Genomic DNA, 23,210 nt, shown 5'->3' with positions numbered 1-23,210 from the left:
AAGGAGCCGCCGGATGAACGTTACCATTTCGAGCCCCCGTCTTCGGGCGCAGATGTCAGAGAAAGGTGCGGAGCTCGTGCGCCTTCAAGACGAGATGGGCCGGGACCTTCTGTGGGACGGTAACCCCGCCTTCTGGACAGGGCGCTCTCCTCTGCTCTTTCCCATCGTCGGCCGCGTGCGGAACGATCACATCCGGGTCGGCGGAACGGAATACGGGCTGCCGAAGCACGGCTTCGCACGCACGGCTCTCTTCGCGATCCGGGAGGCGGATCCGTCCGAATGCCGGTTCAGCCTCGTTTCCGGCGAGACCACGCTGGGGCAGTATCCATTCCGGTTCGCGCTGGACGTGTCCTACAGGATCGAGGACGCCACGCTGACGATCACAGCCTCGGTGATCAACAAGGGCGCTAAGGCCATGCCTGCCTCTTTCGGCTTCCACCCGGCCTTTCGATGGCCCCTGCCTTATGGAGCACCGCGGGACGCTCATGCTGTCCGCTTCGAGCGCGAAGAGGCGGCCCCGGTCCGTCGGCCGGTGGATGGGCTCATCAGCCGGGATGTCGAGGAAAGTCCTGTCCAGGGACGAATGCTCCGCTTGCAGGATCATCTCTTCGAGGCAGATGCCCTTGTTTTCGACCGCCTTGAGAGCAGGTCCGTTACCTATGGAGCGCCCGATGGCGGTTCGATCCGGATCGACTTTCCGGATATGCCGCATCTGGGTATCTGGACCAAGCCCGGAGCGGGTTTCATCTGCATCGAACCCTGGCAAGGCCATGCGGATCCCGAAGGATTCGACGGAGAATTTGCCGACAAACCAGGGAACGTTCTGATCCAACCGAGTGAAACGCGAAGCTTCACGATGACCATCACCGTCAACGATGCCGGCCTGTAAAGCTTGGCGGCGCCCTGTCCCGAGAGTTCTTTTCGAGCCCTTTCCGGCGTCAATGACTCGTTACCAGTTCACGGATATGCTTGACCACATCCTCGCTGGAATAGGGTTTCGGCACGAAGCGGCCGTCATCGGGGATCTGCTCAGGAAGCGGCTTGTGATAGGCGGATGAGATCAAAAGAGAGATGTGCGGCCAGCGCTGCTGGACGTTCTCCGCCAAATCCAGGCCATTCATGGTTCCCGGCATATCGATATCCGTGAACAGCACCTGCACATCATGAGAACAGGCTTCCAGAACGGCCAGGGCGACATCGGCATTGGCGGCCTCCAGCACATGGAAGCCCGCATCCTGCAGATCCTCCGCCGCCGCCATTCGCACCAGGAGTTCGTCCTCGACGAGGAGAACCACAGGCGTATCGTCTGAATAATTGTTCATCATGAGCGATGGAACGAAACTAACTTATGTTAGTTCCTACTGCTCAGGTGGCTTTTATTCGGGGGATCCGGGCTATGGCGTCGCACAGGTTCAAGGTTGGGGATCAAGTGCGACTGGTCAAGCTTGCGAGCACGAATACCGTCGAGGCATTCTTGAACATGGTGACGGCTATCGATGTCACCCGTTCCCAGGACGTCTGGGAAGTCACGCGCCTTCTTCCCGCCGACAGAAACGGTTTCCAGTACCATATCAAGGGAGATCGGGAAGGCCCCGCACGCCTTGTCCGCGAGGAACAGCTTCAGTCCGCCTGATCTATGGCCGTCGGCCGGTCTGAAGATGCAAGCATCGCCCGATCAATCCGATACCGGCGATGCTTTCTTTCAAGCACTATAACGGTGGCTGGCTCAGCTTGCCTTGCGGAGCAGGCTTTCATCGGCCTGATCGGCCACAGGCACAGCGCGACTGCGGAACTGGTGCAGTTCTTGCCGAACCGTTTCAAGAACCGGATCGAAGGTCGGTCCATGCTCCTTCGCAATATCGACAAGCACGTCGATCGCCCGGAGCAGGCGCTCCTCGGTCACCGGCTCCCACTTGCGTCCTGACCAATCGTCCATCTCAGACCCTCCTCGTGGCTTGTGGGAGACACTGGTCCAGAGAATCTTGCATCCGGGTTAAAGGCGCCGCTCAAAATGCAAGCATGCACAGCCCTCTGAACTGCCCCGGCTCGCGCGATTACGTATCGGGATGGAATCCCTCGTGCCAACGCCCAGATAAGCCCGTGGAACCGCTGCGTTATTCGGAAGGTTTACGGTTGAACCAGGCCGTTTAGCCTGCAACCGATCAATGAGGCTGTGTCCGATCATGGCAGACAATCCGGCTATCCAGCAACCTGGAGCGCGGCAATCCTCCTCCTCTTCGACTGTCACGACCATGTGGGCTGTGGTTCTCGGATGGGCCCTCGTGCGCCTCGTGGCAAGCGGGGACCGCCCTGCTCCCTCCTCGCCCCGTGCGGGACGCTCCTCATCAGCCCCCGTGCAGGCGCGGGCACAAGCGCGGAACACCGGCTCGGACATCGGCGAGAAGCAGCACGCTCCACCTCATGCTGCTGCGGAGAAGGGCCGCGGGCGAGACGCAGACACGCCGACCGAGATCCCGGCGCGAGGATGGAAGGACATCCTGTGGCGCACCTACGAGGAGTTCAATAAAGACCGCGTTCTGTCGGTTGCCGCCGGGGTGACCTATTACGCCCTACTCGCCGTCTTCCCTGCCATCGCCGCCCTGGTCTCGATCTACGGCCTCTTCGCGGATCCGGCGACGATCCAGGATCACCTGAACACTGTGTCCGGCGTCTTACCCGGCGGCGCCCTCGACATCATCCGCGAGCAGGTGACGCGCATCGCCTCGCAGGGAGGCGGGACGCTCGGCTTCGGCTTCATCTTCGGTCTGGTCCTGTCTCTCTGGAGCGCCAATGCCGGCATGAAAGCAATCTTCGACGCCCTCAACATTGTCTATGGCGAAGACGAGAAAAGAAGTTTCGTTCACCTGAATGCGCTGTCGCTCTCCTTCACCCTGGGAGCGATCGTCTTCATTCTCTTCGCTCTCGCAGCGATCATCGTGCTTCCGATCATCCTGAGATTCATCGGCCTCGGCTCTGGCACCGAGTGGCTCGTCTCCCTCTCGCGCTGGCCGATCCTTCTGATCGGGGTCACCTTCGGATTGTCACTCATCTATCGCTTCGGTCCTAGCCGCGACAAGGCGGAATGGCGCTGGGTCACACCCGGCGGACTCGTCGCTGCCGTCCTTTGGCTCGCCGTCTCCATGCTCTTCTCGTGGTACGTGGCGAATTTCGGGAGCTACAACGAGACCTACGGTTCCCTCGGCGCAGTGATTGGCTTCATGACATGGATCTGGCTGTCGACCACCATCGTTCTGCTTGGCGCCGAGATCAATGCCGAGATGGAGCATCAAACGGCCCAGGACACGACCGAAGGCACCGATCAGCCGATGGGGACTCGGGGCGCCCAGATGGCCGACACGATTGGCGTTGCGAAAAGCTGAACGCCGACATCAACCACAAGAACAAGAAAGGCACCCTTCAAGGGCGCCTTTTCCTTGCGCGCTTCACAGGCGAACAAAGAAAATGCGCCGACAAGAGCCGGCGCATCACGATCCACAAGGACAACTATGAACCTCACGCCTACCCGGCCGAGATCGCATCCCCCAGGTTCGTCACCTTGTGAGGCCGACCATCGTCGGCACGATCCTCCGAGAACCAGGCGATCGTCGACTTCAGACCTGCGTCGAGCGACGTCCGAGGAGACCAGCCGAGAAGCTTCTTGGCCAAGGTAATATCGGGGCGCCGACGACGCGGGTCGTCCACCGGGAGCGGCCGTTTGACGACCCGGGACGACGATCCGGTCATCGCCAGAACCCTTTCGGCCAAGTTTCCGACGGTGAGCTCCACCGGGTTGCCGAGGTTCACGGCTCCTGGGAACGGTCCCTCATAAGCCATAAGCCGCATGAAGCCTTCCACGAGGTCCGATACATAGCAGAAGGAACGCGTCTGGCTCCCGTCACCATAAATCGTGATGTCCTCGCCCGAGAGAGCCTGACAGATGACATTAGAGACGACACGCCCGTCATCGGCCCGCATGCGCGGGCCGTAAGTGTTGAAGATCCGTGCTACGCGCACATCGGCGCGCCTAGCCCGATCGAAGTCGAATGTAAGCGTCTCCGCGGCCCGTTTTCCCTCATCATAGCAGGCGCGCGGTCCGGTCGGGTTGACATTGCCCCAATAACTTTCCGTTTGCGGATGGACCTCCGGATCGCCGTAGATCTCGCTTGTCGAAGCGAGGAAAAAACGCGCATGAACGGACTCTGCGAAAGTGAGAAGGTTGTGCGTCCCAACCACGCTCGTCAGCATGGTATGCTCGGGATCCGCTTGGTAATGCGGAGGAGACGCGGCACAGGCAAGATTGAAGACCTCATCGATCTTGAGACGCCTGGAACGCAACCGAGCCGACAGAGGCTTGATGATATCGCCGTCGAGGATATCGAAACGCGGTTCACGCTCGAGGTGACGAAGATTCTGCTTTCTCCCGGTTTGAAAGTTGTCGAGGGCGATCACGTGAGCGCCTTCACTGAGAAGAGCATCGCAGAGGTGAGACCCGAGGAATCCGGCACCACCTGCTACGAGAACGTACTTACTATTGCTATTCTTCATCAGAACGCTCTCCTTTTCAGATCCTGACGGATCTAAAGGTACAAACTGGCTCTGCCCCAACGTTCACGCACGGCATTTTCGCAATGCCTTGATAGAATGAATTCACAAGATCAGGACTCAACTGCCAAAGCGAACGGCTGTTCCTGGCGCCGCAGCAGGATAGCCTCGAGGAGGTCCCGCTCCATCGAGGCCGCCCGATGAGCAGCGGTGTGTTCCGCAAGAATGCGGCGTCGCGCCCTTGCACCCAAAGCCCTTCTCTGGTCTTCGGGCCATGTCGCGAGCACATCGACGACCTGTTCAGGCCTGGAGGCCAGAAGGATCTCACGCCCCGGTTCAAGGAGCGTCTCGATGCCTTCCCAGATATCGGAGATGATCGGCGTCCCGCAGGCGGCTGCCTCGAACAGGCGGACGCTGGGACTGAATCCGGCACGGATCATATCGGCACGCGTCACATTGAGCGTGTATCGACTTTGTGCATAGAAAGCCGGGTGCTCATCCGGCGGCACGTGATCGATACGCTCGACGTTGTCCGGCCAGGGGGTCCCGTCAGGGTATTGCGGGCCGGCCACTGCGAAGCGCAGGTGAGGAGCACGGCGCGCGGGTTCGATCAGAAGCCGCTCCAAGGTCGGCTGCCGATCAGGACTGTAGGTGCCGAGATAACTGAGATCCCAGCGTTTTTCCTGATCGAGAATCGGATAGGACTCCGGATCGACGGAGCAGTACAGAGCTCTTGCAGCGGGAGATCCATAACGTCCCATGATGACATCGAGCGTCGGTCCCCCAGTGAAGGAGAAATAGACGTCGTAATCAGGAACGAGACCGGGCGACAGATATTCGTAGTCGCCCCGCTCGAGCTTTGCGAGCGTGACCGGCGTATCGATGTCGTAGAACGCCACGATGCCGTTGGCCAGACGCTGCACATAGCAGCCGACATCGACGCCTTCCGGCACATAGGACCCGACGATCACCGCATCCGCATTCGAAATTGCGTCACGATATCGCTCCAGATCCCCCAGAACGGAATAGAATTCCAGACGGCAATAATCGGGATGCTTCAGATCGCGATGAGCGGCGTACCACGGCACCTCGCGCTCGAGAAACAGGATGTCGTGGCCACGGGCCGCAAAGGCTCTCAGCAAGGCGCGGAAGGTCGTCGCATGACCGTTCCCCCATGACGAGGACAGGCTCAATCCCAGGACGACGACACGGAGCTTGGTCACGCCACGCTCCTCTCACGCTTCTGGGCGGCTTCCTCGCGCAGGATGACGTCGACCTCTGCGCCGCGACCGGTATAGGTGTGCTCGGCCATGATCCGGGCACGTGCGGCATCCCCGATCGCGCGCGCGCGATCGGGAGTCAGCGCCTCGACGTGATCGGCGACATCCTTGCCGTCGCGCGCCACCAGAACCTCCTCGCCCTCCTTCAGGAACAGCTCCAATCCGATCCACGCATCGGTGATGAGACAGGCACCCGCTCCTGCGGCTTCGAACACGCGGGTGGCGGGCGAGTAGCCCGTACTGGCCATGGAATCGCGCGCAATATTGAGAACCGCCAGCGGGCTCGTGTTGAAGGCGTTGTGATCGCGCGTGTACACATGGCCGATATGGCGCACGTTCTCCGGCATTCCTTTCGTCTCCCAGCCATTGCCGCCGATCAGGAAGCTGCGCTTCGGCAAGCGCCCGGCCGGTCCAAGAAAGAACTGCTCTACGCGCGCCTCGCGGTCGGGCAGGCGGTTTCCGAGGAACGATAGATCGGCCCTGAATCGATCATCGGCCGGGACAGGATGATGGGTCGTTGGATCGCAGGCATTGTAGATCGGGATACAGCGACGGGCGCCGAAGCCCTCGTAGGCTTCGATTACCGGCGGGCCGCCGCCATAGGTGAGCACAAGATCAAGAGCCGACATCGTGCGATGGAGCGGATGGTCGGGGCTTTCGCGCAGTTCGGCCAAAGTGGCCGGTGCATCCACGTCCCAGAAGATGCGGATCGCTTCGGGACGCGAGGCCGCCATGATTCCTTCCAGCAATTCGTTGTCGAAGACACCGACGCCGGAAGCCTTCACAACGACGTCGGCCTTAGCGGCTTCGGCTACGACGCCGCGCATGGCCTCTTCCGTCGCCGGATAGACCTTCACTTCGGCCCAAGCCGGCAGCTCTATGTCCCGGTGTTTCTGGCGGTCGAAAGCATCAGGCTCATAGAAAGTGATGTTATAGCCGCGGCGTGCAAGATCGCTCAGAAGACCGCGATAATAGGTTGCGGCTCCATTCCAGTATGAAGACAGAAGGCTGGAGCCATAAAAAGCGATCTTCATGCAGACATCTCCATCGGCACTGAAGCGCCATGACTTGCAAGAATGGTGAGTAGCTGATCGGTCCTGTGAGCACAGGAATGGCGATTGCGAATGGCCTGGAGGCCATTCTCCACCAAGGAGCGGCGCAGGTCGGCATCGTTGAGGATTGCCTTCATATGGCGCTCCATCTGTGTCTCGTTCTGAGCGACGAGATAATCCGCTCCAGGGCTGAACAAGCCCTCCGCGTCGTTCCATGGGGCACAGATCAGCGGGATGCCGCAGGCGAGAGCCTCGAAGACGCGGATCGTGGGAATACCCGGGAGCATATCGACGTAAAAGCGCCTTGGCACATGGACGGTCGCGAGGTGCTTTGCGAAGATCTCGGGGGCGCGGGCATTCGGCAGCCATCCACGATAGGCGACGCCATAGCGGGCGAGCGTTTGAAGGGCGGCCTCCGGGTACCGGACGCCGTAGATGTCGAGCGGGAGGCCGACGGCTTGCGCCGGTCGGAAGAGAAAACTTTCCAGTTCCGCGCCTCTCTCGCCGTCACCCCAGTTGCCGATCCAGACAAGCCCTTCCCGTTGCGACTCTTCCGCGGGAGGATGAAAGAGCCGTGTATCGGCGGCCTCATGCCAGACATGAACCCGATTGCCCCAGCCCCAACGGCGATAGACCTCCGCGAGCGTTTCGCCGAAGGCGAGAACGCCGTCATAGCCCGTGAGATCGAACTGGCGAATGGCGTCGGGATCGCTCACCGCCCGGTGGTGCGTGTCATGGAAGAGAAGGGTGAAACGCCCGCCTTGCCGCCGCGCTTTGCCGATGGCTGCGACGAGCAAGGGTTCGTTCCATTCATGGACGATTACCACTTCCGCGTCGAACAAGGTCTGTTCGAAATCGAGATCGGGATCGAAGATCGTCGAGGACAGCTCCGGGTAAAGGTCACGATAGGCGCCCAACCCTTCCTTTCCATGATCCCTCAAAAGGTTATCCAGGCTCCACGCGCCTCGCGGCTCATAGGCCCTGACCTCATGGCCGCGATGAACGAGCTCACGCAAGACCCCACGCAGGAAATGTGCGTTGCCGTGATTCCAGCAGGAGGTCAGGGAATGCGTGAAATAGACGAACTTCATGCAGCGGCTCCCTCGAGGGAGGATCTCGGAGACTTGCGGCGCAAGACGGAATTGTAAGCGCTCAGAACGCCTGCGCTCATGGATTCAACCGTATAAGCCTCGGCTCGCTCCTGCGCGGCACGCCCCATTGCGGCGCGGGCTTCCGAATCCTGCAGAAGTCGCTCGATCTCCTCAGCCGCCGACCGATCATCATCGGGCGCAACGAACGACGCAGCGCCCTCCCATAACTCACGTAACGTCGGGATGTCCGACAGAACGAGCGCGCATCGCCTCTGAGCGGCTTCCAAGACTGCAAGTCCGAAAGGCTCGTACCGCGCCATGGAGAGAAAGATCGGCTCTCTGCTCAGGTGTCGGACGATCTCGGAGTCGCTCAAGCGACCAAGAGGCCTCGCGTGGTTCACGTCAGCGCGCGCGCCGTTCGGACCGTCAAATGGCCCTGCCGCAAGAACTGGCACCCTGAGCCGGGATGCGATCCGATCGACGGCAGCGAAGTTCTTCCCTTCATCCCAGAGACGTCCCGCAGTGAAGACGTAATCTCCCCCGCACTCTGATCGACTCGCCACCACGGAACGCCTGCCGTTCCTCACCACGTGCGGCGCCTGAACGAGACCATAGGTCTGGGCCGTCGCCCGCGCGAAGGCCAGCGTCGGCGCGAGCAGCCGGTCCGCCGCAGCATAACCTTTCGCCGCGAGTTCCGTACGCCAGACGAATTCCTCCGGCAGAGGGCCACCCTTGACGGCCTGCCACCAAGTTGCCACGCAGGAATGGCAGACCGCTACGACCGGGATGTCGAACGACACGTGAGCTGCAAGGGCCGGGGAGTTGAGATGAACGAGATCGGGTCCGATCTGCGCCGCAAGACGAGCGATCGCCCGGCCGGCCCCCTCGACCTGATATGCATTGTCCGCTGTCCAATCGAGTGGAAGGCCCGTCAGGATGAGCCTTGCACCGACGGCCTCGGCCATGGCCTGCTGATCTGCCGAGGGTGGAGGTCCCAAAACTGCGATTGTCGTTCTGACACATTCCGATCGCAGGCCCCTCGCGAGATCCAGCGTGTATTGCCAGACGCCGCCGACCGCATCCGCCGTCATGAGCACATGCAGATGGGCGATTCCATCAGACCGGTTCATAGCTGACCTCGGCTCCACGAACGCGGAGGCGACATGACCTCCCATTACAAAGCCTCTGCCTTATGCAAACGTGACGGAGAAGAACCCGAAGGCGAGCGTCCGTGCTCCTCCTGCAACCACCTCGCCAAAGCAGCCACGCCCTTGAGCCAGTTAACCGGTTGCTTCAGCCCAAGCTCCCGAGTTGCGAGGCTTGTATCAGAGACATAGTAGCGCTGATCGCCCGCACGCCAGTCGTCGTAGATCGTTTCGACAGGACGGCCGATGACCTCCTCGATATGAGTGAGAAGCTGGCGCAAACTGATGGCATTGGACGGGCCGCCGCCGAGATTGAAGGCTCTGCCTTGGGCCGCATCGATACGCCTCCACGCGGAGGCATAGGCGGAAACGGCATCGGAGATGTCGAGTACGTCACGGACCTGGCATCCATCGCCGTAGATGGTGATAGGCTCCCCCTGAAGAGCACGGATCAGGAAATGGGCCACCCACCCCTGATCCTCGGTACCCATTTGCCGCTGGCCGTAGATGCAGCTCATCCGCATGACGCAGGTCGGGATTCCGAACGATCGGGCATAATCCAATACGTACTGATCGGCCGCGCCCTTTGAACAGCCATAGGGCGTATGAAAATCGAGCGGCCGTCCTTCGCCGATCCCGCTGTTTCTAACCCGCGGATCGCGCGGCTTGTAGGCGTCGTTCGTCTTCTCCAGCTCGACGTCTGCAAGGTCGCCATAGACCTTGTTCGTGGACGCGAAGATCAACGGAACACGCTCGCCGCGTTGTCTCAGCGCATCGAGCACGTTCAGCGTCCCGCGAACGTTGATCTCGAAGTCCTCGCGGGGGTTGACGAGACTCGTCGTTACCGCAACCTGCGCGGCCATATGGAACACGGCCTGTGCGTCGCGGACAACATCGGTGACGGAGGCTTCGTCCCGGACATCGCCGATCACGGCGGACACTTTGTCCGGGTGCCGCTTCTTGAGCCATTCGAGGTTCCGATCGACTCCGGAACGCGCCAGTGCATCATAGATCAGGACATCATGACCCTCGCTTGCGAAACGGTCGACGAGGTTGGAGCCGATGAAGCCTGCGCCACCTGTTACAAGGATCGGGCGGCGACGGAGGACAGCCGGCGCTGCGGCCGATGTGTCGGACGCCGTCATGCCACCAGACCTCGCGCCTCAAGCTCCTTCCGGGCTTCGTTCACAAGATCCTTGGCTTCCTGCCTGGCGACCCATTCGGCGAGTTCCGCCAGCCCCTCCGCGAAGTCTTTCTCTGGTTTATAGCCCAGTTCCTGCTGGATCTTGCCGATATCGGCGATGCAATGACGGATGTCGCCCATACGCGCTTTGCCGGTGATTTCCGGCGCCATAGGCCGGTTCATCGCCTGGGACAGAAGTTCCGCCACTTCGGATACGGTACGGTCCTGCCCGCTGCCGACGTTGTAGACACCCCCTGGAGCATTGTCATGCTCCAGGGCCAGAACGAACGCCTGCGCCACGTCCTCCACATGGACGAAATCGCGACGCTGCTGACCATCCTCGAAGATCATCGGCGGCTGTCCGTTATGAAGCCGCGACGCAAAGATTGCGAGGACGCCGGTATAGGGATTGGACAGGGCCTGCCCTGGGCCATAAGCATTCCATAGCCGAAGTGCCACGCCCTCCATGCCATAAGCCGGGCACAGGGTCAGCGTCAGCCGCTCCTGGACATACTTTGACAGCGCATAGACGGAGGCAAGCGCAGGCTTCTTCCACTCAGGGGTCGGAGCGGGGACGAGCGGGCGCCCTTGCCCGTCCAGCGGATCCCAAGACTCGCTCTCGCTTCTGCGAGGCGTCCTGACGACATTCTCGTGAATGCGGCCATCGGGATCCTTATAGAGACCTTCGCCGTAGATGCTCATGGATGAAGCCACGACCACCCGCTTGACGGGATTGTCGATGAGCTGCTGAAACAGCACGGCCGTACCGTAATCGTTGACCGAGACATAGCGGTCGACCGCATACATGCTTTGGCCGACGCCAACCTCGGCAGCAAGGTGAATGACTTTCGTGGCTCCCTTCAAGGCTCTAAGAAGCGCCGTCTCCTCGCGAATATCGCCGACGACAACCTCCACATCTGGATTGAGACCGGCGGCCTGCGTGCTGTTGCCGTGAACCTGCTCGATCAGGCTGTCGAGCACGCGCACCTTATGGCCACGCTCCAAACAAGCCTGGGCAACATAGCGTCCGATGAAGCCCGCACCGCCGGTAATGAGGATCGTATCCGTCACAAGATGTCTCCAGATTGGTTTCCGGTCTAATCGCTGATGGATCAGTCAGGAGACGACAGCCCATCCTCAAATTGGAAATGCGACGCGGAACAAGCACATCTTCCAGTTTGGGAACGGGTCCTGAAGCGGACCTCGCCGAACGAGGTCTTCGCTATATATCCCCTTCAAAAGCTTGTGAGTGCGCAGAGAGAACTACGCATCTTCATCTTTGTTCCTGTCTTGAACATAGTAGTTTGGGCGATCTGCGAAGAAGACAAGAGTCACAGGACCGGAATCTCGGCGGAACAACAAACCTTCTTCAAACGTTGGAGGCCACGCCTTGAAGAAAGGTCGAGGCTCTATGCCTGCGGCCCGCAGTCGCGTTTTGCCTGAAAAGATAACACCCGGCGGGCCGTGCAAGGGAGATCAGTCATGAGTTCGAGGAAAGTCCGTGTCGGCATCGTGGGCCTCGGCAACTGCGCCTCGTCCTTTGTGCAAGGCCTCTCCTACTACAAAGATGCAAAAGGCAATGAGCCGGTTCCTGGTCTCATGAACGTCGAACTTGGCGGGTATCATATCAGCGACATCGAAGTTTCCGCCGCCTTCGACGTGAATGTCTCGAAAGTTGGACGCGACGTCTCAGACGCGATCTTTTGCGAGCCGAACAATACCCAACGCTTCGCCTCCGTTCCCCCAAGCGGGATTATCGTCAATCGAGGCAAGACGCTTGATGGGCTTGGCAAATATCTTCACGATGTGATCGATGAATCTCCCGATGATGAAGCCGACGTCACGGAGGTGTTGCGTCGGTCAAAGACGGATGTTCTCGTCTCCTACCTGCCCGTCGGCTCACAGAAGGCGACGGAATGGTACGCCGAGCGGGCTCTCGAAGCAGGCTGCGCCTTCGTGAATTGCATTCCCGTCTTCATCGCGTCGAATCCGGAATGGCGCAGGCGGTTCGAAGAACGCGGCCTTCCTCTTGTCGGCGACGATATCAAGAGCCAGGTAGGCGCGACCATTGTTCACCGGGTTCTCGCGAACCTCTTCCGCGAGCGCGGCGTTCGCCTCGATCGTACCTATCAGCTCAACTTCGGCGGCAATACCGACTTTCAGAACATGCTGGAGCGCGAGCGCCTTGAATCGAAGAAGATATCCAAAACGCAGGCTGTCGCAAGCCAGCTGGATATCCCCCTTCCCGCCGGCGACATCCATGTGGGACCGAGCGATCATGTTCCGTGGCTCACCGACCGCAAATGGGCTTACATCCGCCTGGAGGGAACGACCTTCGGCGGCGTTCCGCTGAACATGGAAGTGAAGCTCGAGGTCTGGGATTCTCCAAACTCAGCCGGCATCGTGATCGATGCCGTACGATGCGCGAAGCTCGCCATGGACCGTAAGATCGGTGGCGCTCTCACCGGCCCGTCCAGCTACTTCATGAAGTCTCCGCCCCAGCAATTCACCGACAACGAAGCGCGAGAGAGGACGATCCGCTTCATCAACGGCGAGGGCGACTGAGAACGCAAGGGCGTCGAGATGACCACCACGTTCTATCTCGTGCGCCATGCGGACCATGATCGGGTGGGAACCGTTCTCTGCGGCCGGATGCCTGACGTTCATCTCGGATCCGTCGGGCGAGCCCAGGCAGAGCGTCTGGCTCAGCGCTTTGGCGACGAGAACGTGGCCGGCATTTATACAAGTCCCCTTGAGCGAGCGGTGGAAACGGCCCAGCCCATTGCCGCTCGCCTCGCGCAAGCTTGCCAGGTGTGCGATGCCATCAGCGAAATCGATGTCGGCCGCTGGTCGGGCTTGAGCTTCGAAGTTCTGAATCAAGACCCGCTCTGGTCTTCCTGGAATTCTTCACGCGGTACCAATCGCGCGCCCGAAGGCGAGACGATGCTGGAGGTTCAGGCTCGCGTTGTCGGAGCCATGGAACGGATGCGTAACCGTCATGCGGAGCGCTCGGTCATTCTCGTGAGTCACAGCGACGTCATCAAGGCCGCGCTCCTCTATCATCTCGGCATGCCCATCGACGCGTATACTCGGATCGAGGTGGAGCCCGCTTCGACCAGCACGCTCGTGATAGGGGACTGGGGCTCCAAGCTTCTCCGATTGAACGAAGTGGTGGCCGCATGAAGATCGTCATATTCGGCCTGACCATCTCCTCCTCCTGGGGCAACGGCCACGCGACCTTGTGGCGCGGCCTGTGCCGGTCGCTCGCGAAGCGAGGTCATCGCATCGTTTTCTTCGAGAAGGACGCCCCCTATTACGCATCGAACAGAGACCTCGTCGAAATCCCCGGCGGCGATCTCGTTCTCTACGAGGATTGGAACGGCGTTCGTGCTCGCGCAGAAAAGGAACTCGTGGATGCCGACGTCGCCCTCGTTACGTCCTATTGCCCCGATGGCGTCGCGGCCGGCGATCTCCTGCTCTCTACTCCGCGTGCCATTCGCGCTTTCTACGATCTCGATACGCCCGTTACGTTCTCACGCCTCGATGCCGGCGATCCGATCAGCTACATCGGCTCGTGCGGCCTCGGAGGTTACGACCTCGTCCTGAGTTATACGGGAGGCCGAGCCCTCGAACGGCTGCGGACGGATCTTGGCGCCCGACATGTGGCTCCCCTCTATGGCCATGTGGATCCGGACGTGCACCGACCCGTGGAAACCGTGGAGCATTATGTCTCGGACCTGTCCTACCTTGGCACCTATGCGTCGGACCGCCAGGGAACGTTGCAGCGGCTCTTCATCGATCCTGCCGCCTGCCGTCCGGACCGGCGCTTCCTGATCGGCGGAGCGCAATATCCGGCAGACTTTCCGTGGCAGCCGAATGTTCACTTCGTCCAGCACCTGCCGCCATCGGAGCATCCCGCGTTCTTCTCCTCTTCGCGCCTCACACTCAACGTTACGCGTCAAGCCATGGCCGAGATGGGCTGGTGCCCCTCCGGGCGCCTGTTCGAGGCGGCTGCCTGCGGCGCACCGATTCTCTCGGACCGGTGGGAAGGGTTCGACAGCTTCTTTGAGCCTGGCAAGGACATCCTGATTGCCGAAAGCACGGCCGATGCCGTCGCGGCCCTCGACCTCACGGACGCAGAGCTGGCACGAATTGCCAAGGCCGGCCGCGAGAGGGTGCTCGCGGAGCATACATCGGATCACAGAGCAAAGCAGCTTGAGATCCTTCTTGAGGGCACCACATCCCCTTTGCCCTCGCCCGGCGGCTCCGCCGCCATGATGGAGGCGTGATCATGTGGGGAATCATACCTGCCGCGGGCATCGGCAGCCGCATCCAACCCCTGGCCTTTTCGAAGGAGCTTCTTCCAGTGGGAAGCCGCCTCGACAACGGCATAGAGCGCCCCTGTGCCGTCAGTGAATATCTCGTCGAGCGCATGATTCATGGTGGAGCAGACAAGATCTGCTTCGTCATTTCCCCCGGCAAATCGGATATCATGGAATATTACGGCGCAAGCTACGGGGATGCCCTGATCGCCTATGTCGTCCAGCCGGAGGCACGTGGCTTATGTGATGCGATCTTCCGAGCGGCTCCCATCATTCCCGCCGATGAGAACGTGATCGTCGGCTTGCCGGATACAGTCTGGTTTCCCGAGAAGGCTCTGTCGGAGCTGCCAGAGGATTGTCTCTCCTTCCTGCTCTTTCCCGTAGACAATCCGGAAGTCTTCGACGCGGTGATCCTGGACGAGACGATGCAGGTTCAGGAAATCCAGGTGAAACAGGCCGATGCCGCGTCACGTTGGATCTGGGGCGCGTTCAAGATGCCGGGCCATGTTCTGGAAACGCTGCGTCAGCTCTGGATGTCGCGCGGCCGTGACGACGAATATTTCGGCACGCTCGCGAATGCCTATTTGGCTGAGGGCGGCAAGGCAATCGGTGTGAAGGCGGGTGAATCCTATGTCGATGTGGGCACCTTGCATGGCTACCGCGCCGCCATAGGCCTCCTGAGCGATGCCGCTCAGCATAAAACCGTGACAGGCGCACGCGTTGCCCTCGGCTGGCCGGCGGGCCGGCTGCCGCGCGGACTTCATGATTTGAACAGGGAGTAATCGTCACGATGAATGCCGTCGATCCCATGCCGTCTGACGAGATCCGCCGGAAAGCCGAAGCGCTCGGACCCTGGTTTCACAACATCGAGCTCAGGGGCGGCGTCTGGACCGCGCCGAATCACTTTCTCGGCAATTATCCTGCCGTAAAATGGCAGCGTTTTGCCGGTGCGATCCCGCAAGACCTCACGGGGAAAAGCGTCCTCGATATCGGCTGCAACGGCGGCTTCTACTCCATGGAGATGAAGAAGCGCGGCGCAGAGCGCGTGCTCGGGATCGACTTCGACGAAACCTATCTCGCCCAGGCACGTTTCGCCGCACAGACGATGGGTTACGACATCGAGTTCCGGAAGCTATCCGTGTATGACCTGGGACAGCTCGGCGAGCGTTTCGATGTCGTGCTCTTCATGGGCGTTCTCTATCACCTGCGGCATCCCTTGCTGGCACTCGATCTCATTCACGAGCACGTCGCCAAGGATCTTCTCGTGTTCCAGTCGATGCAGCGTGGATCGACGGAGGTCATGCCTGTCGACGAGAACTATACCTTCTGGCAGACGGATCACTTCGACGATCCGCGTTATCCGAAGATGCACTTCATCGAGCATCGCTATGCCGACGATCCCACCAACTGGTGGGCGCCGAACTCCGCCTGCGTCGAGGCCATGCTCCGCAGCGCAGGGTTCGAGATCGTCCAGCATCCTGAAACCGAAGTTTACATCTGTCGCCGTGTCGAGGCCCCGCCTGGTGCGGGTGCGGTCTACCCGGCACAAGGGAGATATGCATGATCGAAGCCGCAATGATCTGGAATGAGCCCAACAACAAGTCCCATTGGGATCCGGAGATCGACCCGGATTGGAAGCTCTTCTCCGACATGGTGATTTCCGCCAGCCAGGCGATCAAGGCGGAGAACCCCAATCTGCCGCGTGTTCTTGGGGGAATTTCGCCCATCGATCCCGGCTTCATCAGGAAATTGGAGGGCCATGGCGCTCTCGATCACCTCGATGTCGTGGCCGTCCATGGCTTCCCGCTCGACTGGAACCTGTGGCAGATTCACGAATGGCCCGCGAAGATCGACGAGATCCGCGCCGTGACGGACAAGCCCATCTGGGTCAGCGAAGTCGGCATATCCACCTTCGGGGCCGAGGAAGTCCAGGTCTGGGGCTTGAATCGGACTGCCGAGCTTTTGATCGGCAAGGTGCCGAAGATCCATTGGTACAGCCTCTACGATCTTCCCCGCGCGTGGGAAGCCACGACGCGGCACAGGGAAGCCGAGGGCTCTTCCTATTACCGGCACTTCTACATGGGTCTCCTACGAGAGGACGGCACGCCGAAGCCTTCTCTTGAGGAATTCGCCAAATATGCGCCGCAGATGGGCCTCTGCCAGTGGTTCCACTATGAAGACCACCGCCTCGATGACGCCGTGGCATGGATGAAGCGCCTCGGCGTCAAGTACCTGCGCACCGGCCTGTCCTGGGCCGACAGCTTCCGTCCGAACGCGTTGGATTGGTTCGACCGGCAGATGGAGGCGCTCGCGGATTTCGACGTGACGGTGACCTTCTGCTTCACCCCGGAGCATCGCGGGATTGCCCCTCATCACACCAGTGCGCCGCAGGTGAAAGAGGAGTTTGCAGAATTCTGCGCGAGCATGATCCGCCGTTACGCTCCTGCGGGCGAGCCCGTTCGGGCCAGCAAGGTTTTGGAGGTTCTCTGAGGCAGGTCTCGTTTCTACGGACTGACGCCTCCAAGTCATGGCCGGCCTTGGGCCGGCCATCCCGATTGGAACGTCACGGCAGCTAACAGCAGGGATGCCATCGACACAAGTCCGGTGAGATGGCGCCTCTACGGATAGCTGAGAATGGCTGCGCCGATCTCTTATTCGAACGAGCGCCCGTAAATCCGGTCGAGCACCTTTGCGACGTCGACCAGTTGCTCCGCGGCCGGATCGAAACGCTCCCCTGCCGCAAGGCGCGACGCCCAGTCGGCCGCCGCGCGGCCACCCCACTCATCAGGCGGCGTGGTCAACGTCTCCCGCGACTTGCCCCAATAGCGCTCGGCCGTGAAATCATAGAACGATCCGTTCACGTTGCGCAGCGATACACCGCCCTTCGTCCCGTAGAACGTGACGGAAATGATCGCATCGCTTCCGGCCTGAAGCCGCCAGGAACAGGCGAGCTGCACCACGGTGCCCGTGTCTAGCTCGACGGTCGCGACGGCGTAATCCTCCACCTGCGATGTGGTGTCCTTGAGAGGCGCGCCATCGGCGAAGAGCTTGCCCGCGACGCTCCCGACTCCCGGGTTGTTCAGTGTCCAAAGGGCGAGATCGACCAGATGGACGCCGAGGTCCATCACGCAGCCGCCGCCCGACAGGGCCGGATCGTAGAACCAGGGCTTGTCCGGGCCGTAAGCGTTGTGGAACACGACATCCACCGCATAGACGTGCCCCAGCTCTCCTGAATCGATGATCTCGCGAATGTGCCGCATGCCTTCCGTGAAGCGGTAGGAGAGATCCACGCACAACAACCGGTCGGCCTTTCGTGCCGCATCGACCACGGCGTGGACCTCCGCCATCGTTCTCCCGAGCGGCTTCTGGCAGAACACGGCGGCGCCGCGCTCCAGTGCTCTGATCGATTGTTCCGCATGCATGGCACTTGGAGTCGCAATCACGACACCATCGACGCCGAGGTCGAGGATGTCGTCGAGACCGGAAACCAGTTGCGCGTCAGGCGCTAGCTTGCCGGCTTCTGCAGCCATCTCAGAGGACGGGTCGGCGACAGCCACGACATCGACGGCGCCGGTACCGAGGATCGCCTGCATGCGGTGCCGGCCGATCCATCCGACGCCGAGAAAGCCCAGACGCGGACGGGCAAGGGAGGTCCCGGAATTCGTCTTGAGCATAGCCTGTGGCACCATCAATACGTCACGAGGGCTTTGAGGAAACCATCCGGTCGATCGCGCGTGGCATTGAGCGCTTCATCGAGCCGCTCGAGAGGATAGACGTGGGTGTAGAGAAAGCTCGGATCGAGACGCCCCGATGCGATCGCATCAACGGCCTCGCGCAATCCCTGCACGTAGATCTTGGGATCGCGTTCGTGAGCGTTGATCACGTCGAGGCCGCGCCAGTTCCAGAGCCACATATTGACCTGCCGTGGGCCGTCCTGGTGGTAGCCGGCCACGATCAGCTTTCCGCGCTCGCGGGTCAGCTCGCCCGCGAGGTCGAGCGGCCATTGCTTGCCGACCGCCTCGATGACCCGGTCGCAGAATGCGCCGCCGGTCAGTTCCTTGACCTGCTCGATGATCGCATGGTGATCCTCCATCGGGATCGTCTCGGCCGCGCCCATGCGGCGCGCGAGATCGAGCGAGAATGGCCGTCGCGAGATGGCGATCACCCGCGCACCGGCATCGGCGGCGAGCTTCGTGAGGATAGCGCCCAGAAAGCCGATGCCGATAATGGCGATCGTCTGCCCGGCCTCGATGTCGCTGCGTTGGAAGATGTTCATGGCACAGCCGAGCGGCTCGCCGGGAAAGGGCTGGCCCGCCAGGGCATCCGGCAGGGGAACGACGGCATCAGCCTCGGCCAGATCATATTCCGCATAGGATTTGTAGGAGAGTGCCGCGACCCGGTCTCCGACCGCCAAGTCTTCGACGCCCTCACCTGCCGCGTCCACGAACCCCCAGGCCTCATGTCCGAGAGCGCCCGGCTCGGTGGGATACTGCATCCATTCAGGGCCGGCCCATGGCGTGAGGTTCGAAGCGCACACGCCGCATCCTTCCAAGCGGAGCCGCACTTGCCCCCGCCCCGGCACCGGACGCGCAACCTCGCTGATCTTGATCTGCCCAGGTCCCGTGAGAATGGCGGCCCGCATGGTTCCCGCCGCCCCGGCGGGCTCGTCACTTCGTTTCGACGAAGATGCGGAAATATCGTCGCTGGCAGCACTCTCTTTCAGCAAGTCTGTCCCTCCACCATGCCGCCCGAGCAATTAGAGACGGGTGCGGAGACTTCAAGACTTGGCCGTTTGGGAACGATAATGTGAGGCTACACGGAGATCCGGGCGCTCATCTCAGCGGCATATGTCGTGCGCGCCTTTCCATCAGGCTCCAGGCCCTTTTCCTCACACCACGTCGCGAACGCGTCGGGCTCGATCAGGATGCGTTCAATCCGAAGGCCAGCCTGCTGGCCGACGCTCTCGTTATTCTCGGCCGAGGCCAGCCAGGCCTCATAGGTCGGGGCAAGGTTGTGCTGGTCGGTCATCATGGCGCGGATGCGGGGATAATCTTCCCGGTTGTACCAGGGCAATCCAATCCGACGGGGCGGCGCATCCGACATTCATCAGGTCTCCGAACAATCGGCACCGGGCCCGCTGATCAGGAGGCTCGGTGCCGCAGCATTCTTTCAGCTCAGCAGGTAGAACACTGCCGGGGCGGCTGTGAGCAGCCCGGCCGTCGTGAACAGCATGAGCCGATGATCGGGGTTCGCGATACGATGGACTTTTCGTGCTGTCGAGCCTGCTTCCATGCTCCAGCCGTTCATGCAAGAGCAGAGAAGGCGGTGGGAGGCTCCTTCCGATAACTCGAAGAACTCCATGGCATCCCCGAGCGTGTCGCCCTTCAGGCCGGCGGCGCGCAGGACCGGATCTTCAAACGCGACCGTAACGGGTGATTCGTCCGACCTCAGTTCCGGCCGCTTGTCCTTCGGGACGAACTCGATCTCACCCAGTGACCTCAAGCGCCGCTTCGGCTGGCGCTCCAACACTTCGGCCCAACGCTCGAGGCGTTCGCGCCGGGACAGGAAACCTTGGCTCAACTCATGCACTTCAGCGACGCTACGCAGCTTCTCTACAGGCTTGTGTTCCATAGGTATTCTCCTGCAAGGGAGCCGACCCCGAAACCAGGGCCGAGCCCAGGGAACCCTATGGTCGCGTGAGTCCCAGGCTTTTTTGCGTCAAAGTGTCTTTTAAAAGAGCGTTTCGTGCGGGTGAGCCACGTGCTCCTGGAAGATCGCTCCGGTGGCCGGTTCCACCTCTTTCAGCACCACCGCATAGCCCCAGAGATTGGCCACCATCTGCAGGACCCGCTGGGCGTCGTCCTTGTGCAGCAGGGTGCGATTGAGAACGTGATGATGCAGGATCAGGCGCCGATCTCCCGCGAGGTCCACGTCAACGACCTGGATATCGGGATCGCTCCAGCCGACATCATAATGGCGCGAAAGCGAGCGTCGCAGACGCCTGTATCCCCGCTCGTCATGGATCGCTTCGATCATGAGCTCGGGCTGGTCCGGATCGTCGACGAGGTGGAACATGCGCCACTGCCGGATCAGGTGCGGACTCAGAAACTGCGAGATGAAGCTCTCGTCGCGATAGTTCGCCCAGACCTCGCGCAGCACCGCCATGGCATCCCCGCTGCCTGCAATGTCGGGGAACCAATCCCGGTCCTCAGTGGTCGGCTGGGTACATATGCGTTCGATGTCCTGCATCATGCCGAAGCCGAGGGCATAGGGATTGATGCCGCCGTAATGCGGATCGTCGAATTCCGGCTGCCGGGTCACGTTGGTATGGGACTGCAGGAATTCGAGGAAGGAACCGTCGCTGATCTGTCCCGTCTCGTGCAGGCGGGTCATGATGCGGTAATGGCAATAGGTGGCACAGCCCTCGTTCATCACCTTGGTCTGGCGCTGCGGATAGAAATACTGCGCGATCTGGCGCACGATGCGCAGGATCTCGCGCTGCCAGGGCTGCAGGCGCGGCGCCGACTTCTCAAGGAAGTACAGGATGTTCTCCTGCGGCAGCTCGAGGAGGGCGCGGCGGCGCTCCTCGCTCAGCTGTGGCTTGGCGGCCGCCCCCTTGGTCGGGACGGTGCGCCACAGGTCATTGAAGGTCTGCTCCTGGTGGAGATGGCGCTCCCGCTCCCGGCGCTCCTCCGAACGCAGATCGGGCCGCTTCTTGCGCGGATAGCGGTGCACGCCATGGGACATCAGGGCATGGGCAGCGTCGAGAACGCGCTCCACGGCCGCATGCCCGTAGCGCTCCTCGCAGCGTGTGATGTAACCCTTGGCGAATTCGAGATAGTCGAGGATCCCGTCCGCATCGGTCCATTCCTTGAAGAGGTAGTTGTTCTTGAAGAAATGGTTGTGGCCGAAAGCCGCGTGGGCGATGACGAGCGTCTGCATCGTCGCCGAGTTCTCCTCCATGATGTAGGAGATGCACGGGTTCGAGTTGATGACGATCTCGTAGGCAAGGCCCATGAGGCCCTGGCGATAGCTCGATTCATGCAGGGCGAAGCGCTTGCCGAAGGACCAGTGCTTGTAGAACAGGGGCATGCCGATCGACGCATAGGCATCGAGCATCTGCTCGGCGGTAATCACCTCGATCTGGTTCGGATAGACGTCGAGCCCCAGCTCGCCGACGCCGATGGCTTCGACGGCGTCATGGATGCGTTGGATCGTTCCGAAATCCCAGTCGGCCCCGTGGAACAGCAGGCTGTCGTGCAGGGTCACGCTCATGGCACCCTCGCTCCTGCTTCCGCGTCGCGCCGACGGAAGAGCTCGCGGAAGACCGGATAGATTTCGCGACGGTGATTCACCTTGCGCATGGCGAGGTTGGCCCCCTCTTCCAGGAGCGCCTCGTAGGTCTGCCACAGGGACGTCTTGTGGTTGATGAATCCGGTCTGCATCCGGTCGCTGTCGCTGCCGACCTCGAGATAGGCATAGTACTGGCAGACCGGCAGGATTACGTCGCGCAGCAGGGCAGCGCTGGTGGTGCCGTCGTTGGGCGAGTTGTCGCCGTCGGAGGCCTGGGCCGCGTAGATGTTCCACGCATCCGGCGAATAGCGCTCCTCCACGATCCGCTGCATCTCGCGCAGAGCGGAGGACACCACCGTTCCACCGGTCTCCGGGCTGTTGAAGAAGGTCTCCTCGTCCACCTCCTTGGCTTCGTGCGTGTGGCGGATGAAAACGATCTCCACGTGCTTGTAGCGGCGCGTCAGGAAGATGTAGAGCAGCATGTAGAACCGCTTGGCCAAATCCTTCATGTGCTCGGTCATGGAGCCCGAGACGTCCATGAGGCAGAACATGACCGCCTGGGCAACCGGCTTCGAAACGGGTTCGAAGCGGCGATAGCGCAGATCGATGGGATCGATATAGGGAAAGCGCTTGGTGCGCAGCTGAAGCTGCTCCAGCTCCTCGCGCAGAGCGGTCAAGCGTTCGGACGGACCTCCATGCTCTTCAAGACGTGCGATCTCCTCTTGAAGGTGGAGCAGGTCCTCCGATTTCGGGCGCCTCATGGCGATGCGGCGGGAGAGGGCATTGCGCATGGAGCGCAGCAAGGCGAGGTTCACGGGGGAGCCGGTGACCGTATAGCCGGCCCGCCGCATCCCTTGCGTCTCCACCGTCGCGACGCGCCGCTTGGCCAAGTCCGGCAGCTCCAGGTCGTCGAGGAAAAGGTCGAGGAACTCGTCGCGGGTCAGGACGAAGCGGAAGTCGTCCTCGCCCTCGCCGCTGTCACCGCCCGCCGCGCCGCCGCCGCCGCCCGGAGGCCGCTCGACGGTATCGCCTTCCACGAAGCGCTTGTTGCCGGGAAGAATGTGATCGTGCACTCCGCCCTCGCCGGATCGCCGGAAGCTGGGCTCGCGAACGCCATCGGCCGGGATCGAGACCTCCCCTCCCCGTTCGAGATCGGTGATGTCCCGATCGCCTGCGGTCTGGCGTACGGCCCGCTGGATCTGCGCCTTGGCTCGGCGCAGAAAACGTTGGCGGTTGGCCAGACTCTTGCCCCCTGGGTTGAGGCGCCGGTCGATGATGTACATAGGAAAGCCTGATCTGCCT

Annotated in this window: 24 protein-coding genes; 9 read left to right on the top strand and 15 right to left on the bottom strand. The window is 61.3% G+C overall.

From position 1 onward, the window contains the following. Positions 1 to 13 precede the first annotated feature (13 nt). On the top strand, positions 14 to 889 hold the full coding sequence (locus U0023_RS10960; protein ID WP_009493131.1) for an aldose 1-epimerase family protein: 876 nt from the start codon (positions 14 to 16) through the stop codon (positions 887 to 889). A 49-nt stretch (positions 890 to 938) separates the two neighbouring features. Here the strand turns inward: U0023_RS10960 and U0023_RS10955 are convergent, their stop codons facing one another. Next, entirely contained in the window at positions 939 to 1,322 is a 384-nt protein-coding gene (locus tag U0023_RS10955) for a response regulator (protein WP_322883784.1), read from the bottom strand. Positions 1,323 to 1,396: 74 nt separating this feature from the next. On the opposite strand from U0023_RS10955, the gene U0023_RS10950 reads away from it, so the two are divergent. Further along, positions 1,397 to 1,633, top strand: coding sequence for a hypothetical protein (locus U0023_RS10950; protein WP_009493133.1), 237 nt, complete (start codon positions 1,397 to 1,399; stop codon positions 1,631 to 1,633). A 93-nt stretch (positions 1,634 to 1,726) separates the two neighbouring features. Here U0023_RS10950 and U0023_RS10945 read toward each other — a convergent pair whose 3' ends face one another. Next, a complete protein-coding gene (locus tag U0023_RS10945) occupies positions 1,727 to 1,936 on the bottom strand; it encodes a hypothetical protein (RefSeq protein WP_009493134.1) in 210 nt (69 codons plus the stop codon). Between the two features lie 247 nt (positions 1,937 to 2,183). Here U0023_RS10945 and U0023_RS10940 point away from each other — a divergent pair, with 247 nt between their 5' ends. Then, a complete protein-coding gene (locus U0023_RS10940) occupies positions 2,184 to 3,380 on the top strand; it encodes a YihY/virulence factor BrkB family protein (RefSeq protein WP_009493135.1) in 1,197 nt (398 codons plus the stop codon). Between the two features lie 139 nt (positions 3,381 to 3,519). Here U0023_RS10940 and U0023_RS10935 read toward each other — a convergent pair whose 3' ends face one another. The 7 genes from U0023_RS10935 to U0023_RS10905 all read right to left on the bottom strand — a co-directional run bounded on the left by U0023_RS10935 (position 3,520) and on the right by U0023_RS10905 (position 11,364). Further along, the gene (locus U0023_RS10935; protein WP_009493136.1) at positions 3,520 to 4,545 is read right to left on the bottom strand and encodes a UDP-glucuronic acid decarboxylase family protein; all 1,026 of its coding nucleotides are present in this window, start codon (positions 4,543 to 4,545) and stop codon (positions 3,520 to 3,522) included. A 110-nt stretch (positions 4,546 to 4,655) separates the two neighbouring features. Further along, positions 4,656 to 5,765, bottom strand: a complete 1,110-nt coding sequence (locus U0023_RS10930) for a CgeB family protein (protein WP_009493137.1) — start codon at positions 5,763 to 5,765, stop codon at positions 4,656 to 4,658. Then, positions 5,762 to 6,856 (bottom strand): CgeB family protein, encoded by a 1,095-nt coding sequence (locus tag U0023_RS10925; protein ID WP_009493138.1) that lies wholly within the window; start codon positions 6,854 to 6,856, stop codon positions 5,762 to 5,764. The genes U0023_RS10930 and U0023_RS10925 overlap by 4 nt, the downstream gene beginning before the upstream one ends. After that, a complete protein-coding gene (locus U0023_RS10920; RefSeq protein ID WP_009493139.1) occupies positions 6,853 to 7,965 on the bottom strand; it encodes a CgeB family protein in 1,113 nt (370 codons plus the stop codon). The genes U0023_RS10925 and U0023_RS10920 overlap by 4 nt, the downstream gene beginning before the upstream one ends. Beyond that, positions 7,962 to 9,095, bottom strand: a complete 1,134-nt coding sequence (locus tag U0023_RS10915) for a glycosyltransferase family 4 protein (protein WP_040639268.1) — start codon at positions 9,093 to 9,095, stop codon at positions 7,962 to 7,964. The genes U0023_RS10920 and U0023_RS10915 overlap by 4 nt, the downstream gene beginning before the upstream one ends. 44 nt (positions 9,096 to 9,139) lie before the next feature. Continuing rightward, on the bottom strand, positions 9,140 to 10,255 hold the full coding sequence (locus tag U0023_RS10910; RefSeq protein WP_009493141.1) for an SDR family NAD(P)-dependent oxidoreductase: 1,116 nt from the start codon (positions 10,253 to 10,255) through the stop codon (positions 9,140 to 9,142). Further along, positions 10,252 to 11,364: an NAD-dependent epimerase/dehydratase family protein gene (locus U0023_RS10905; protein ID WP_009493142.1), complete on the bottom strand. Its 1,113-nt coding sequence runs from the start codon at positions 11,362 to 11,364 to the stop codon at positions 10,252 to 10,254. Before U0023_RS10905 ends, U0023_RS10910 begins: the two co-directional genes overlap by 4 nt. 411 nt (positions 11,365 to 11,775) lie before the next feature. Here U0023_RS10905 and U0023_RS10900 point away from each other — a divergent pair, with 411 nt between their 5' ends. Genes U0023_RS10900 through U0023_RS10875 form a run of 6 tightly spaced genes read left to right on the top strand, consistent with a single transcriptional unit; the run spans position 11,776 to position 17,105 of the window. Beyond that, on the top strand, positions 11,776 to 12,858 hold the full coding sequence (locus U0023_RS10900) for an inositol-3-phosphate synthase (RefSeq protein ID WP_009493143.1): 1,083 nt from the start codon (positions 11,776 to 11,778) through the stop codon (positions 12,856 to 12,858). Positions 12,859 to 12,876: 18 nt separating this feature from the next. Then, a complete protein-coding gene (locus U0023_RS10895; RefSeq protein ID WP_009493144.1) occupies positions 12,877 to 13,476 on the top strand; it encodes a histidine phosphatase family protein in 600 nt (199 codons plus the stop codon). Further along, a complete protein-coding gene (locus tag U0023_RS10890) occupies positions 13,473 to 14,582 on the top strand; it encodes a CgeB family protein (RefSeq protein ID WP_009493145.1) in 1,110 nt (369 codons plus the stop codon). The genes U0023_RS10895 and U0023_RS10890 overlap by 4 nt, the downstream gene beginning before the upstream one ends. 2 nt (positions 14,583 to 14,584) lie before the next feature. Further along, a complete protein-coding gene (locus tag U0023_RS10885) occupies positions 14,585 to 15,397 on the top strand; it encodes a nucleotidyltransferase family protein (RefSeq protein ID WP_009493146.1) in 813 nt (270 codons plus the stop codon). A gap of 8 nt (positions 15,398 to 15,405) precedes the next feature. Beyond that, on the top strand, positions 15,406 to 16,179 hold the full coding sequence (locus U0023_RS10880) for a TIGR04290 family methyltransferase (protein WP_009493147.1): 774 nt from the start codon (positions 15,406 to 15,408) through the stop codon (positions 16,177 to 16,179). Further along, entirely contained in the window at positions 16,176 to 17,105 is a 930-nt protein-coding gene (locus U0023_RS10875) for a glycoside hydrolase 5 family protein (RefSeq protein WP_009493148.1), read from the top strand. Before U0023_RS10880 ends, U0023_RS10875 begins: the two co-directional genes overlap by 4 nt. A 161-nt stretch (positions 17,106 to 17,266) precedes the next feature. Here the strand turns inward: U0023_RS10875 and U0023_RS10870 are convergent, their stop codons facing one another. From U0023_RS10870 to U0023_RS10845, 6 genes are all read right to left on the bottom strand, one after another. Beyond that, complete coding sequence (locus tag U0023_RS10870) at positions 17,267 to 18,289, bottom strand: Gfo/Idh/MocA family protein (protein WP_040639269.1); 1,023 nt, start codon at positions 18,287 to 18,289, stop codon at positions 17,267 to 17,269. Between the two features lie 14 nt (positions 18,290 to 18,303). Further along, entirely contained in the window at positions 18,304 to 19,257 is a 954-nt protein-coding gene (locus tag U0023_RS10865; protein WP_009493150.1) for an MDR/zinc-dependent alcohol dehydrogenase-like family protein, read from the bottom strand. Between the two features lie 170 nt (positions 19,258 to 19,427). After that, positions 19,428 to 19,718 carry a hypothetical protein gene (locus U0023_RS10860; protein ID WP_009493151.1) on the bottom strand — a complete coding sequence of 97 codons (291 nt, stop codon included), beginning with the start codon at positions 19,716 to 19,718 and terminating at the stop codon, positions 19,428 to 19,430. Between the two features lie 66 nt (positions 19,719 to 19,784). Further along, a complete protein-coding gene (locus U0023_RS10855; protein ID WP_009493152.1) occupies positions 19,785 to 20,246 on the bottom strand; it encodes a hypothetical protein in 462 nt (153 codons plus the stop codon). 99 nt (positions 20,247 to 20,345) lie between these two features. Further along, the gene (locus U0023_RS10850) at positions 20,346 to 21,890 is read right to left on the bottom strand and encodes a SpoVR family protein (protein ID WP_009493153.1); all 1,545 of its coding nucleotides are present in this window, start codon (positions 21,888 to 21,890) and stop codon (positions 20,346 to 20,348) included. Further along, on the bottom strand, positions 21,887 to 23,191 hold the full coding sequence (locus tag U0023_RS10845; protein ID WP_009493154.1) for a YeaH/YhbH family protein: 1,305 nt from the start codon (positions 23,189 to 23,191) through the stop codon (positions 21,887 to 21,889). Before U0023_RS10845 ends, U0023_RS10850 begins: the two co-directional genes overlap by 4 nt. Between the last annotated feature and the right edge of the window lie 19 nt (positions 23,192 to 23,210).

Origin of the sequence: Microvirga lotononidis (assembly GCF_034627025.1) — a bacterium.
Classification (GTDB): domain Bacteria; phylum Pseudomonadota; class Alphaproteobacteria; order Rhizobiales; family Beijerinckiaceae; genus Microvirga; species Microvirga lotononidis.
This window is presented reverse-complemented; position numbering and strand designations above follow the sequence as displayed.